Origin of the sequence: Polynucleobacter sp. UK-FUSCHL-C3 (assembly GCF_040409815.1) — a bacterium.
GTDB lineage: Bacteria > Pseudomonadota > Gammaproteobacteria > Burkholderiales > Burkholderiaceae > Polynucleobacter.
In genome coordinates this window covers 531,006-545,226 of sequence record NZ_CP099959.1, presented here as the reverse complement: position 1 = coordinate 545,226, position 14,221 = coordinate 531,006, and the positions used below count along the sequence as shown (strand labels likewise).

Here is a 14,221-nt window from a genome sequence, read left to right as displayed (position 1 = left end):
AAAATTACTAATCTACATAGAATATGGGGATGAATAGCATATATTCAAGTATTCACTTGATTTAAAACAAATTATGGCTTGGTTTCTTTATCTTCTCGAATGCAGTGATGGCAGTTTCTATGCTGGTATTACCAACCGCCTGCCAGAGCGGATTGAAGCTCATAACTCTGGTCTTGGAGCACGTTATACCCGCGGCAGGGGTCCGGTCAAACTCCTCGCCAGCAAGGAATATTTGGATCGCTCAAGCGCCTCCAAAGCAGAGGCTCTGATTAAACGGATGCCGCGTCACAAAAAACTGGATTTCTTTGATTAACCCAAATCGCGCCGGATTACTTTTTAGCCCAACGCTCCATCGCTTGATCGTCCGAGACCCTCGCGTCAACCCAGCGAGCTCCTTGTGGCGTATCCTCTTTCTTCCAAAAGGGGGCTAATGTTTTTAGATAATCCATGATGAACTCACAGGCTGCAAATGCCTCGCCCCGATGCGCGCTCGTAACCGCCACCAACACAATTTGATCCAGGGGCATCAAAGGGCCCACTCGATGAATTACCAAAGCATCCTTTAGGTCCCAGCGCTTCTTTGCTTCATCAACAATATCGTGCAGGGCTTTTTCGGTCATACCCGGATAGTGCTCCAGGGTCATGGCTTTTACTTGACTACCTTCATTGAGGTCGCGAACAGTTCCAATAAAAATAGCAACTGCCCCGATTTGCGGCTCATCCTTACGCAAAAGAGCAATCTCTTGCGTTAGATCAAAGTCATGTTCTTGGATTCGAACTGGCATCTTAGCCCCCGGTAACTGGAGGAAAGAAGGCGACTTCAGCATCCTCTATCAAGGTTGCATCAGCGCTCACCATTTGTTGATTGAGAGCACAGCGCAAGACCTTATCCTTCGCCAAGGTCTCAGCCCACGGATGACCCCGTGCAATGAGATGGGTGCGCAGATCATCAATGGTCTTAATATGTTCTGGTAGATCAATATCCTCGTGCGAAAGACCGAGTGATTCTCGAATAGAGGCAAAAAAACGTAGGTGTAGCTTCATCTTTGCTTAATTAACTTAGAAGTCCACTAAAAGGGATATAGCGCACCATATCACCTTTTTTAAATCCCTGACCAGCAGGACAATCCAGCAAACCATCGCCCCAAGCAGCACTGGTTAAGACCCCGGAGCTTTGGTTGGGGAACAAATCTAAGCCACCTTGTGCATTGATCTTCACCCGCAAGAACTCATTGCGTCGATCCGGTTTTAACCAATCAAAATCAGCTCTCATTAAATATGAAGGTGATGAAAGATCTGAGCGGCCTTGTAGTTTTAAGATAAACGGCCGTACAAACAGCAGGAAGGTTACAAAACTCGATACGGGATTTCCTGGTAATCCAATAAACCAAGTCTCCTGATCGCTCTGTTGCTGTTTACGAACTGCTCCAAAAGCCAGCGGCTTACCAGGTTTAATCCCAATCTGCCAGAGATCTAAACGACCCTCTGCATTCACTGCAGGCTTAATATGATCCTCTTCGCCTACTGAGACCCCTCCTGAAGTAATGATCAAATCATGATTAGCGCTGGCAGTGCGCAAAGCTGCGCGGGTTGCCTCGAGGCGATCGGGGACAATTCCGTAATCCGTCGCCTCACAACCCAAACTCCGAATCACTCCTAATAAGGTATCCCGATTGGAGTTATAAATACCGCCAGGTTTTAATGGCTCGCCGGGTAAAGAAAGTTCGTCTCCAGTAAAAAAGGCAGCGACCCGTACTTTGCGTTTTACTGGTAATTGTGCATAACCGGCCGAGGCAGCAACGCCTAACTGCTGAGGCCTCAGTAAGCTTCCAGCTGTTAAAGCAAGCTTGCCCGCGGTCAAATCCTCGCCGCGTCGACGAATCCACTGGCCAGCATTTGGAACGCTATTGATTTGCACTAATTCGTTTTGATCTTGAACGATGCAATCTTCTTGCATCACCACTGCATCGGCTCCCTGAGGAATAGGTGCGCCTGTAAAAATTCGGGCAATGGTCCCTGTCTCCAGACTTTGTCCTACCGATCCAGCAGGAATACGCTGGGCCATCCGTAGCACGGTTCCAACCTGCGTAATTTCCGAAGAACGCACCGCATAGCCATCCATAGAGGTGTTATCCAATGGAGGAACATCAACCTGGCTAGCGATATCCTTCGCGAGTACACGCCCTAAGGCTGCCTGCGTTGGAACCGTTTCTTCCTCGTTGACAGGACTTGCATTTTTTAATAAATGGGCAAGGGCCTCTACCGCACTGAGCATTGGTGGCTTACTTGGAGTGGATTGCATCGTACTTAAATTTATTAAATGACGTGTTGTTCAATAAACTGCTTTATCTGCATCGTATCGGCTGGCATGTTCATAACCCGTTGTGGCTTTGCCTTAATGTCTTTGAAAGCACTGGGGCACTCAGCAGGACGTCCCAAGGCTTCCTGAATGGTCTCTTCAAATTTAATAGGCAAGGCCGTTTCTAAAACGAGCATCGGCACATCCTCTTGCAAATAATGTCTGGCCACCTGAACGCCATCTGCTGTATGCGTATCAATCATGACCCCATATTGCTGATCAATCTGACGAATGGTTTCTAAACGGTTTTGATGTGTACTCCGACCCGAGACAAAACCAAATTGCTGAATCCTTTGATAAGCAACATCCTTCGACAAATCAAAGCCGCCCTCGGTCTCAACTTGCTTAAATAGCTGGGCGGTCCTCGCACCATCCTGCCCGAGCAAGTCAAATACAAATCGTTCAAAATTGCTCGCCTTGGAGATATCCATCGATGGACTGGAGGTATGTAAAGTCTCGGCAGATTTACGAGCGCGGTAGATACCGGTCTTAAAGAACTCATCGAGCACATCGTTTTCATTGGTAGCAACTACTAATCGCTCAATGGGTAAGCCCATCATGCGTGCAATGTGGCCGGCGCAGACATTGCCAAAGTTTCCTGAGGGCACAGCAAAGGAGACCTTCTCGGCGCTTGATTGGGTAGCTAGGAGATATCCCTGAAAGTAATAAACCACTTGAGCCAGTACGCGACCCCAATTAATCGAGTTCACTGTGCCGATACGGTATTTGGCTTTAAACACCAAATCATTACTTACTGCCTTCACGATATCTTGGCAATCGTCAAATACACCTTCAACAGCCAAGTTGAATATATTGGGGTCTTGCAAGGAATACATTTGTGCAGACTGAAATGGGCTCATCTTGCCGCGTGGGGAGAGCATAAATACTTTTATGCCATGCTTACCCCGCATTGCATACTCTGCGGCACTGCCTGTGTCACCCGAAGTGGCCCCCAAAATATTCAGGTCTTGATTGGCGCGCTTTAGAGCGTACTCAAATAAATTACCCAGCAATTGCATCGCCATATCTTTAAACGCCAAGGTTGGGCCATTGGATAAACAAAGCAGTCCAAGCTTTGCACCCTTTTCTTCGCCTAACCAATGGATGGGGGTGATATCACTCGCCCGATCGCTTGCTCGCCCATTACAGTAAACCTGAGGGGTATAGGTTTTATGCAATAAGGTTTTTAAATCCTCTGCTGGGATGTCATCGCAATAGAGACTCAAAATCTCAAAGGCAAGGTCGGCGTACGATAGACCCCGCCATGAATCGAGTTGCTGTGTTGTTACCAGGGGATACTGATTAGGTAAATACAGTCCGCCATCTGGGGCCAAGCCCCCTAACAGTATTCCCTGAAACGATTGCACAGGACTGGCACCACGAGTCGACTGATAACGCATATAAGTCTCTCTAATTAGGAGAGGTTTTCAAGGCGAATCTTGACAATCTCGCCGAGCACAGTCTTGAGAGCTTGCATCTCTGTGATTGCTGCCATCATATTTTTTTCTTTGGTCTCGTGGGTCAAAATCACCAGATCCGTTTGGCTCTCACCCTCTGCGGCCTCTTTCTGTAACAGGGCATCAATGGATACCCCATGAGCAGCCAAAATACGTGTTATCTCAGCCAAAACACCAGCCTGGTCTGCCACCGCAAAACGTAAGTAATAACTTGTGGTGACCTCTGCCATTGGCAAAATCGGCGTGTTTTGTAATGCATCGGGCTGAAATGCCAAATGCGGGACCCGATTTTCTGGATCGGCAGTTTGTAGGCGTGTCACATCGACCAAATCTGCAATCACTGCGGATGCAGTTGGCTCAGAGCCAGCGCCTTTACCGTAATACAAAGTAGTGCCAACCGCATCGCCGTGAACTTGAACGGCATTCATCGCACCTTCCACATTAGCCAATAAGCGTTTGGTAGGAATTAAGGTTGGGTGCACACGTAACTCAATACCACTTGGGGTCTTCTTGGTAATACCGAGTAACTTAATGCGGTACCCCAATTGTTCTGCATATTTAATGTCGATTGCAGAAAGCTTGGTAATTCCTTCCACATGGGCCTTTGCAAATTGCATTGGTACACCAAATGCAATCGCACTCATGATCGTGGCCTTATGGGCAGCATCAATACCTTCAATATCAAAAGTAGGATCTGCCTCGGCATAGCCCAAGCGCTGAGCCTCTTTTAAGACAGTATTAAAGTCCAAGCCTTTATCACGCATCTCGGACAAAATAAAGTTAGTAGTGCCATTAATGATGCCCGCAATCCACTCGATTCGGTTAGCACTTAAGCCCTCGCGTAATGCTTTAATGATGGGGATGCCACCAGCAACCGCTGCTTCAAAGGCAACCATCACCCCTTTGGCGTGGGCTGCCTTAAAGATCTCATTACCATGAACAGCAATTAAGGCTTTGTTCGCAGTGACGACATGCTTGCCGGCAGCAATAGCTTCAAGCACTAGATCCTTAGCAATTCCATACCCACCAATTAACTCAACCACGATATCAATTTCAGGGTTCTGAATCACCTTCCGCGCGTCAGCCACCACCTCAGCCTGACCGTTCACCATTTCTTGGGCACGCTTAGTATCGAGATCGGCAACCATATGAATCCGAATACCGCGGCCAGCGCGGCGTTTAATTTCTTCTTGGTTGCGAGCTAAAACAGTAAATACTCCGCTACCAACGGTTCCGATACCGAGAAGTCCTACTTGAATGGGTTTCATTATGCTTTTGCTGTCGCCGCAGCACCCTTTTTTAATGCGTGTTTATTACGATACCGTTCCAAGAAATGGGCAATACGCTTAATTGCCTCGCGTAAGGTATCTTCATGAGGCAAGAACGTTATCCGGAAATGATCTGGGTGTGGCCAATTAAATCCAGTTCCTTGAACTAACAGCACTTTCTCCTCTTTCAGTAAATCAGCAATAAATTGCTGATCGTCCTTAATGGGGTACATATCTGGATCTAATTTTGGAAACAGATATAAAGCAGCCTTTGGCTTAGTAACCGTTACACCCGGTATCTCGCTCATTAATTTATACGCAAGATCACGCTGTCTTGCGAGCCGCCCGTCCTTGGCAACCAAGTCATTAATACTTTGATAACCCCCTAATGCGGTCTGAATCGCATATTGTCCAGGTACGTTTGCACATAGACGCATGGAAGACAACATATTGAGCCCTTCAATATAGTCAGCGACCATCGCCTTATCACCCGAGACCACCATCCAGCCAGAGCGATACCCGCACGAACGGTAGTTTTTGGAGAGTCCGTTAAAGGTAATGGTGACGACATCGGTCGAGAGCGATGCCAGAGAAATATGTTTCTCACCATCAAACAACATCTTGTCATAAATCTCATCAACAAACAGAATTAAATTATGTTGACGTGCAACTGCAATCATTTCCAACAAAATGTCTTTGGAATACAAAGCACCCGTTGGATTATTGGGATTGATGACAACAATTGCCTTGGTGCGCAGCGTAATCTTTGAGCGCAGATTATTCATATCAGGCGCCCAGTCTTTAGTTTCATCACACAAGTAATGATGGGGGGTGCCTCCCGATAAAGACACAGCAGCCGTCCATAATGGATAGTCAGGTGCCGGTACGAGCACTTCATCACCATTATTTAGCAATGCGTTCATGGCCAACACAATTAATTCAGAGGCACCATTGCCGGTATAAATATCGTCAAGGGTAACGCCCTGAATACCCTTCTCTTGGCAGTACTGCATGATTGCTTTGCGAGCTGCAAAAATACCTTTTGAGTCAGAATAGGCTGAGGCATTACCTAAATTACGAATCATGTCCAACTGAATCTCTTCGGGCGGGTCAAAACCAAATACACCGACGTTCCCAATGTTGAGCTTAATAATCTTCTGACCCTCTTCTTCCATGCGCTGAGCAAGCTCCAGAACGGGGCCACGAATGTCATAACAGACATTATTTAGTTTGTCGGACTTTTGGATCGGTTTCACAATGAGGTCTTCTAAATGGTTAAGCTCTTGAAATCTAGGGATAAATTGCTAGCTATAATCCCTTAATTATGACAGAGCCTCGGCGTGAAGTTACATTCTGACCCCCAATCCAGCCTAAATACAATCACAGGCTACGGAATTGGCTATATCGAGGTCAACTCAAAGGTCTATCCACATGCGCTAATTGTCCAACCAGAGGGTGAAATAAGCCCCTGGCCCGTAAGTGCGTTTGCGGATCTATCGTCAGATAATTTAGCCAGCTTATGCGTATTTAAGCCAGAGCTCATCATCATTGGTACGGGTAAGAAACAGCAGTTCTTGAAACCAGAGTTAATTAAGCCCCTCATACAAGCCAAAATTGGATTTGAAATGATGGACTCCCAAGCAGCCTGCCGCACGTACAACATTTTGATGAACGAGGGTCGTCAGGTATTAGCAGCCATCATTCTAGATACAAGCAATTTGGTTTAAAACGGACTCTCATGAACGCCAATCGCCAAATTACGCCCTTAAGCTCCCCAGCACTGTTGCTATTATTTACTTTAGCGACTCTGCTTTGGTTTGGCACACTTGATTACCGCCACCTCATCCCAAGCGATGAGGGTCGCTATGCACAGATGGCTCGTGAAATGATGGTGAGCGGTGATTACATTACGCCTCGCTATAACGACTATAAGTATTTTGAGAAGCCGCCCTTTCACATCTGGGTTACTGCAATCACCTTTCAATTATTTGGTTTAGGAGAGTGGCAGGCTCGATTCTGGAGTGGCATCACTAGCTACTTCACTATTCTGTTGGTGGGCTTTACTGCATTTCGTCTGTATGGATCACTCGCAGGCTATCTTGCAGCACTCATCTTATTGGCAAGTCCAATGTGGGTGGTGGGTGGGCACTTTAATGCTCTCGATATGGGACTGTCTGCCTTTTTGAATCTGGCGCTATGTTCATTACTTCTGGCTCAACATAATTTTAATGAGAATCGTCTGCGCGCAGCGCGACATTGGATGTGGATTTGTTGGTTAGCAATGGGTCTAGCGACCCTCTCAAAAGGCCTCATTGGTGTTGTGATCCCGGGGATGGTGTTATTTGCATACATGATCACTCGCTGGGATTGGCGTATTTTGACTAGGCTTCACATTGTTAGCGGCTTAATCATTTTCCTAGCAGTGACTGCACCTTGGTTTATTGCAGTATCGATACAAAATCCAGAGTTTGCGCATTTCTTTTTCATTCATGAGCACTTTGAACGCTTCACAGCTGATGCGCATCGGCGTACTGCGCCCTTTTACTTCTTCTTGCCCCTAGTGATAATTGGTTTTCTGCCATGGATGCCTCAGTTCTTCCAATCGGCTTGGCAAACTATCAAGCAGTATTGCCTTGGTCAATTCTCGGCAAGCTGGATGCTCTGGGCATGGTTTGTCATCATCCTGCTTTTCTTTAGCGTGTCACGCTCTAAATTACCGGGGTACATCATGCCGGTATTTCCAGCGCTCGCTATCTTGGCAAGCAAATCCATCATTGACTATTTAGAAACCCACCCCAGTCTATCGAATGGCTGGAGAGTACAAACAGTCTTTTTTGCAGTTCTGGCAATCGTCGGCTTTTTCTTTCTGTCTGAGGTTGGACGAAACGGTCAACCCGATGAGGTCGAGGCATATCAAGCCTATACCGTTTGGATTACGGTAGCACTTCTATGCTTGTTCAGTTTTAGCCTCTGTGCAGCGCTGCTTGCTAAAAGAAATTCCCTGCTCAGTATTGGATTGTTTGCGTTTGGATTTTTCCTAACAGCAACGATCGCCGGCACCGGTCACGAAACTCTAGGTCGTGCGGTATCTGGCTATGACCTTGCCCAAAAGGTGAAAGGTCAAATACCTAGTGATGCCAAGATATACTCCGTGCGTCTGCTTGACCATACCCTACCGTTTTACTTAGAGCGTAATACCATCATGGTGGAATTTACCGATGAGCTGACCTTTGGTTCCAAACAAGAGCCTCATAAATTGGTTCCTTCTTTACAAGAGTTCATCGCCCTCTGGAACCAAGACCCCAAAGCAATCGCAGTCATGATTCCCTCTCAATATGAGGAGCTCAAGCAAATGAATCTTCCCATGGAGGAGCTGGGGAGAGACTCCAGACGAGTAATCGTTAGACACCCTTCGCCAGCTTTGCGACAATAGACGAATGAGTCAAGACACCCTGCCATTTATTCCGTTTACCAAACCCACGATTGATGAGGCGACGATTGCTGCCGTTGCTGATGTTCTACGCTCAGGTTGGATTACCTCAGGCCCTAAGGTTCTAGAGTTTGAGAATGCTCTCGGAGATTATCTGGGCGGCGCAACTGTGCGCTGTTTTGCAAACGGTACAGCCACAATGAAGATTGCACTTCAGGTTGCCGGAATTGGTCCGGGCGATGAGGTAATTACAACCCCGATTTCTTGGGTAGCCACGTCCAATGTCATTCTGGCCGTTGGCGCAAAGCCAATATTTGTTGATGTTGATCCTCAAACACGTAATCTAGATCTCAATCAAGTAGCTAAGGCTATTAGTAAAAATACAAAAGCTATCATGCCAGTCTACCTAGCAGGCTTACCGCTTGATGTAGATGCTTTATATGCATTGGCAAATCAACACGGTTTGCGCGTGATTGAAGATGCGGCGCAAGCCTTAGGATCTTCCTGGAATGGAACCCGAATTGGTCATGCAGGTAAACATGATTTAGTCAGTTTTAGTTTTCAGGCAAATAAAAACCTCACCACCATTGAAGGTGGTTGTTTAGTTTTTAATACTGAACGTTTTGGCGAAGACCAAGTACGTCTAGCAGAGAAATTACGATTACAAGGTTTAGTTCGCAGCGGTCCCGACGGGATGGAAGTGGACATCTTGGGCGGTAAAGATAATTTAACCGATATCAATGCCGTGATTGGCTTGCATCAGATCAAACAGTTAGATCAATTTCAGAAGAGGCGTATCGAGTTAGCTAAAGAATATTTCCAGAAAATTACTCAAGCCGGTTTAGCTAACAAAGGCTTAGGTCTGCCCGTAGCTGACTATGAACAGAGTAACTGGCATATGTTTCAGGTTACTTTGCCATTGACTCGCTTGCAACGCTCTCGTGGTGACATGATGACGACCCTGAAAGAGCGTGGCATTGGTACTGGGGTGCATTACCCCATCATTACTGGGTTTGAGCTCTATCGTAAATTAGGCTATCGCCCCGAATCCACCCCCATTGCTGCGGAGATTGGTCGCTCTATCCTGACCATCCCTTTATTCCCCACCATGAGCTCACACGATATTGATAGCGTGGTCGAGGCCCTCACTCAAGTCCTGAACTAATAACGCAAGTCGCTGTTCAGGCAAAATGTAGACATGAACAACTCTCCAATCCAATTTAGCAGTGATGCGCCTCGCCTTAGCGTGGTCATTCCGGTCTACAACGAGGAAGATGGTCTAAATGCTTTGTTTGATCGACTCTATCCCGCGCTTGATCAAATCACTTCTCAATTTGCCCTATCGTATGAAATTGTTTTTGTGAACGATGGAAGCAAAGATCGCTCTGCGGCTATTTTGGCGATGCAGTATGAAAAGCGTCCTGATGTAACTCGTGTAGTTCTGTTTGCTAATAATTTTGGTCAGCATATGGCGATCATGGCTGGCTTTGAATACGCTCGTGGTGAATACGTCATTACGCTAGATGCTGATTTGCAAAATCCTCCGGAAGAAATTAGAAAAATTGTTCGTCAACTAGAGGAGGGGCATGATTATGTTGGCACCATTCGCGAGAATCGCCAAGACTCTTGGTTTCGAAAGAGTGCCTCGCGTGCCATGAATCATCTGCGTGACAAAATGACTCGGATCACCATGACCGATCAGGGTTGCATGATGCGGGGTTACCATCGTCGCATTGTTCATTTGGTATCACAGTGCGAGGAAGCTAATACATTTATTCCTGCGCTCGCCTACACCTTTGCAAATAAGCCGATTGAGATCTCTGTCAAACACGAAGAACGTTTTGCAGGGGAATCTAAATATAGCTTGTATCAACTCATCCGGCTTAATTTTGATTTGGTCACTGGTTTCTCGGTGATGCCACTCCAGATTTTTTCTATCCTTGGGATGTTGTTGGCTGGAGCGGCAGGCTCTCTATTTTTATTACTCTTGATTCGGCGCTTTGTATTAGGCGCTGAGGTCGAGGGTGTCTTTACCCTGTTTGCGCTTACTTTCTTCCTTATTGGGGTCATGCTCTTTGGGCTTGGACTGCTTGGTGAGTACATTGGTCGCATCTATCAACAAGTTCGGCAACGCCCACGCTACATGGTCAGCGCCGTTCTAGAGCAAGCAAAATCCTAGATTCTTGAATCAAGTCAATCAACATGCAGTTGTTTTTGCCTACCATGATGTGGGCGTATATTGTTTGCAGGCTCTGCTCGATGCAGGAATGCATATCGATCTAGTCATTACGCACGAGGATGACCCCAATGAAAATATTTGGTTTGGCAGTGTTGCCAAGCTATGCCAAGAGAATCATATTCCCTATGAAATAGTAGAACGCGATCAATTACTAAAACTTTTACCTCGACTTATAGCGCTATCACCAGACTATATTTTTTCCTTCTATTACCGCTTCATGATTCCGGTAGAGTTATTGAAAGTGCCCAAGCTTGCAGCGCTGAATATGCACGGCTCTCTATTACCAAAGTATCGTGGGCGCGCCCCCGTTAATTGGGCAGTTTTGCATGGAGAAGTGGAAACCGGGGCTACTTTGCACGTGATGGAAGCTAAACCTGATGCCGGTGATATCGTTGACCAAATTGCAGTCTCTATTGAGATCCATGAAACTGCCCATGATGTATTTAATAAGGTAAGTAATGCAGCTAAGCGAGTAATAGAAAGAGTGTTACCAAAGCTTATGAAGGGTGAGATTCCAAGAAGCCCAAATGATCTCAGCCGAGGCAATTATTACGGGGGCCGCAAACCTGAGGATGGCCGTATTGATTGGTCTCAGCCTGCCATCACAATTTACAACTTAATTCGGGCCGTTGCCCCGCCCTATCCAGGCGCATTTACCGAGTTTCAAGGAAGGGTATGGATTCTTTCCAAAAGCTCACTACCCCTTATTATTGAAACTGATCTCAGCCCCCAAGTTGCTCAGATCCTCAAAAAATCGACGCCAGGACTTCATCTAGTCGATAATCGATACTTCGGCCTCTGTGGTGATGGCAAAGTACTTGAACTTCTATCCGTAGAAGTTCAATGAATGCCTAGTGGTGTAGTTCAATCAAAAGGAATTAGTTTTATGAAAAAAGTCCTCATTTTGGGTGTGAATGGTTTTATTGGTCATCATCTATCCAAGCGCATTCTAGAGACCACCTCATGGGAGGTCTATGGCATGGACATGCAAAACGACCGAATCGGTGATTTGCTCAGCAATCCCAGAATGCATTTCTTTGAAGGCGACATCACTATCAATCGCGAATGGGTTGAGTACCATGTTCGTAAATGCGATGTCATTCTGCCCCTAGTGGCAATTGCGACCCCAGCTACCTATGTACAACAGCCCCTGCGAGTTTTTGAGCTCGACTTTGAGGCAAATCTCCCCATCGTCCGTTCCGCGGTCAAGTACGGCAAACATTTAGTCTTCCCATCCACCTCTGAGGTCTATGGCATGTGCGAAGATGCCGAGTTTGATCCAGCACAATCTAATTTGGTCTATGGCCCCATTAATAAACCACGTTGGATCTATGCGTGTGCAAAACAATTAATGGATCGTGTGATTTGGGGTTACGGTATGGAAGGGTTACGGTTCACACTATTTAGACCCTTTAATTGGATCGGGCCAGGTCTTGATAGTATCTACACTCCCAAAGAAGGATCCTCGCGCGTAGTTACTCAGTTCTTAGGTCATATTGTGCGCGGTGAACCGATCAATCTCGTGGATGGTGGCTCACAAAAGCGGGCCTTTACGTATATTGATGATGGCATTGACGCTTTAATGCATATCATTGCCAATGAAAATGATATTGCCAACGGCAAGATCTATAACATTGGTAACCCAAAGAATAATCACTCGGTCAAAGAATTGGCCAATATGATGCTAACGATTGCGAAAAAGATACCGGAATACGTCGTTACAGCTGACAAAGTAAAGCTGATTGAGACAACATCCAAAGCCTATTACGGTATTGGGTATCAAGATGTACAAAATCGTGTGCCCGCTATTAGCAATACGATGCAAGAGCTGGGCTGGAAGCCAAGTACTGCGATGGAAGACGCTCTTGCCAAAATCTTTGAAGCCTATCGCAATGATGTTGATAAAGCCCGTCATCTCGTCGACTAGATCCTATTCCTGATGGCCAAGATCGCCTTAAAAGTCGATGTTGATACCCTGTTGGGTACTCAAGTTGGCACCCCTAACTTAGCCAAACTCTTTGCTGAACTCGGAGTGGGTGCAACCTTTTTATTTAGCTTAGGCCCAGATCATACGGGTTGGGCACTAAAGCGTGTATTTAGACCTGGATTCTTAAAAAAAGTTTCGCGCACATCGGTTGTTGAGCACTATGGCATAAAGACCCTCTTGTATGGTGTTTTACTGCCTGCTCCTGACATTGGCAAACGAGCTGCCAATGAAATGCGTGCGGTGGATCAAGCGGGACATGAGACTGGGATTCATACATGGGATCATGTGTATTGGCAAGATAATGTCCATCAGCGTGATGCCTCGTGGACGCGTCAGCAGATGCAAAAAGCCTACGATCGTTTTATCGAGATCTTTGGTCACCCTCCAGTAACCCATGGTGCCGCAGGCTGGCAAATGAATCTTGCTGCTTTAGAGCAAATTGACGCTTGGGGAATGCTCTATGCTTCCGATGGTCGCTCTGCCCCAAATTTGGTTCCTTATCGAATCGCGTTTGGTCAGCAAAAAAGTAAACATGTCCAATACCCCACCACTCTACCTACTTTTGATGAGCTAATCGGTATAGATGGTACGGATGCATTTGGAGCTGCACAACAAATTCTGGCAATGACACAGAGCAATCCCAATGATCAGGTCTTTACTCTGCATGCAGAGCTCGAAGGTCAAAAGCTGCTACCGGCCTTTCGCAAACTACTCCTAGGATGGCTGGAGCAAGGACATGAACTTGTGACAATGGGGGTATTACATCGCTCTTGGGCAGCTACTGGACAGCTCGATAAAATAGCGACTGAGCAATTTAAGTACGGAAGTATTGCTAATCGAAGTGGCGAGTTGATGGTGCAGGCTAGTACAAGCACAGATTTTTAATGAATACTAATGAAGGAATGTAATATGACTATCAAAATTGGGCAAACCATACCGTACTGTGAGATCCCAGCAACATCACAACTCACCTTCTCTCCCAAAGCCTATCAAGGCAAGAAATTGGTCTTGTACTTTTATCCCAAAGACTCAACGCCTGGATGTACTGTCGAGGCTGGCGAATTTAGAGATCACATTGAATCCTTTAATCAAGCGAATGCTTTGGTCGTTGGTGTATCGAGAGATCACCTGCGCTCGCATGAGAACTTTCGCCAAAAACTTGATCTACCCTTTGAGCTGGTTGCCGATACTGAAGAAAAGCTTTGCGCTATCTTTGGTGTCATGAAAATGAAAAATATGTATGGCAAACAGGTCCGGGGGCTTGATCGCAGCACCTTCTTATTTGATAGCAAAGGAGTTCTGCAAAAAGAGTGGCGGGGTATCAAGGTAACAGGTCATGTGGCTGAGGTTTTAGCTGCCGCCAAGAAACTGGACTAGGTATTTTTACTGTACTTGCAAAGACACAAAATTGGGGTACAGTATGGATATATGCACCGTAAGCGATGGGATTGGATTAATCAGCTTCTAGGTCTCCTTAGACG

The 14,221-nt window shown here is 46.3% G+C and carries 15 protein-coding genes; 9 read left to right on the top strand and 6 right to left on the bottom strand.

Going from position 1 to position 14,221, the window contains the following annotated elements:
• Nucleotides 1-73: 73 nt before the first annotated feature.
• The gene (locus tag NKE59_RS02665; RefSeq protein ID WP_353439384.1) at nucleotides 74-313 is read left to right on the top strand and encodes a GIY-YIG nuclease family protein; all 240 of its coding nucleotides are present in this window, start codon (nucleotides 74-76) and stop codon (nucleotides 311-313) included.
• Between the two features lie 16 nt (nucleotides 314-329).
• Here the strand turns inward: NKE59_RS02665 and moaE are convergent, their stop codons facing one another.
• From moaE to NKE59_RS02635, 6 genes are read right to left on the bottom strand one after another with little or no spacing between them, the layout of a single operon-like run.
• A complete protein-coding gene (gene moaE, locus NKE59_RS02660; protein ID WP_353439382.1) occupies nucleotides 330-785 on the bottom strand; it encodes a molybdopterin synthase catalytic subunit MoaE in 456 nt (151 codons plus the stop codon).
• Between the two features lies 1 nt (nucleotide 786).
• The gene (gene moaD, locus NKE59_RS02655; protein WP_353439380.1) at nucleotides 787-1,044 is read right to left on the bottom strand and encodes a molybdopterin converting factor subunit 1; all 258 of its coding nucleotides are present in this window, start codon (nucleotides 1,042-1,044) and stop codon (nucleotides 787-789) included.
• 10 nt (nucleotides 1,045-1,054) lie between these two features.
• Complete coding sequence (glp, locus tag NKE59_RS02650; protein WP_353439887.1) at nucleotides 1,055-2,275, bottom strand: gephyrin-like molybdotransferase Glp; 1,221 nt, start codon at nucleotides 2,273-2,275, stop codon at nucleotides 1,055-1,057.
• Between the two features lie 41 nt (nucleotides 2,276-2,316).
• Entirely contained in the window at nucleotides 2,317-3,759 is a 1,443-nt protein-coding gene (gene thrC, locus NKE59_RS02645; protein ID WP_353439379.1) for a threonine synthase, read from the bottom strand.
• A gap of 14 nt (nucleotides 3,760-3,773) precedes the next feature.
• A complete protein-coding gene (locus NKE59_RS02640; RefSeq protein ID WP_353439378.1) occupies nucleotides 3,774-5,084 on the bottom strand; it encodes a homoserine dehydrogenase in 1,311 nt (436 codons plus the stop codon).
• Entirely contained in the window at nucleotides 5,084-6,340 is a 1,257-nt protein-coding gene (locus tag NKE59_RS02635; protein WP_353439377.1) for a pyridoxal phosphate-dependent aminotransferase, read from the bottom strand. The genes NKE59_RS02640 and NKE59_RS02635 overlap by 1 nt, the downstream gene beginning before the upstream one ends.
• An 84-nt stretch (nucleotides 6,341-6,424) precedes the next feature.
• Between NKE59_RS02635 and NKE59_RS02630 the strand changes: the two genes are divergently transcribed.
• Genes NKE59_RS02630 through NKE59_RS02595 form a run of 8 tightly spaced genes read left to right on the top strand, consistent with a single transcriptional unit; the run spans nucleotide 6,425 to nucleotide 14,117 of the window.
• Nucleotides 6,425-6,811 (top strand): Mth938-like domain-containing protein, encoded by a 387-nt coding sequence (locus NKE59_RS02630; protein WP_353439375.1) that lies wholly within the window; start codon nucleotides 6,425-6,427, stop codon nucleotides 6,809-6,811.
• Nucleotides 6,812-6,822: 11 nt separating this feature from the next.
• A complete protein-coding gene (locus NKE59_RS02625; RefSeq protein ID WP_353439374.1) occupies nucleotides 6,823-8,517 on the top strand; it encodes a glycosyltransferase family 39 protein in 1,695 nt (564 codons plus the stop codon).
• A gap of 4 nt (nucleotides 8,518-8,521) precedes the next feature.
• Nucleotides 8,522-9,679: a DegT/DnrJ/EryC1/StrS aminotransferase family protein gene (locus NKE59_RS02620; RefSeq protein WP_353439372.1), complete on the top strand. Its 1,158-nt coding sequence runs from the start codon at nucleotides 8,522-8,524 to the stop codon at nucleotides 9,677-9,679.
• 33 nt (nucleotides 9,680-9,712) lie between these two features.
• Nucleotides 9,713-10,693, top strand: a complete 981-nt coding sequence (locus tag NKE59_RS02615) for a glycosyltransferase (RefSeq protein WP_353439371.1) — start codon at nucleotides 9,713-9,715, stop codon at nucleotides 10,691-10,693.
• Nucleotides 10,694-10,697: 4 nt separating this feature from the next.
• Nucleotides 10,698-11,600 (top strand): formyltransferase, encoded by a 903-nt coding sequence (locus tag NKE59_RS02610; RefSeq protein WP_353439370.1) that lies wholly within the window; start codon nucleotides 10,698-10,700, stop codon nucleotides 11,598-11,600.
• 39 nt (nucleotides 11,601-11,639) lie between these two features.
• The gene (locus NKE59_RS02605) at nucleotides 11,640-12,680 is read left to right on the top strand and encodes a bifunctional UDP-4-keto-pentose/UDP-xylose synthase (RefSeq protein WP_353439369.1); all 1,041 of its coding nucleotides are present in this window, start codon (nucleotides 11,640-11,642) and stop codon (nucleotides 12,678-12,680) included.
• A gap of 12 nt (nucleotides 12,681-12,692) precedes the next feature.
• Nucleotides 12,693-13,625, top strand: coding sequence for a polysaccharide deacetylase family protein (locus NKE59_RS02600; RefSeq protein ID WP_353439368.1), 933 nt, complete (start codon nucleotides 12,693-12,695; stop codon nucleotides 13,623-13,625).
• A 24-nt stretch (nucleotides 13,626-13,649) separates the two neighbouring features.
• Nucleotides 13,650-14,117 (top strand): peroxiredoxin, encoded by a 468-nt coding sequence (locus NKE59_RS02595; protein WP_353439367.1) that lies wholly within the window; start codon nucleotides 13,650-13,652, stop codon nucleotides 14,115-14,117.
• The last annotated feature ends 104 nt before the right edge of the window (nucleotides 14,118-14,221 follow it).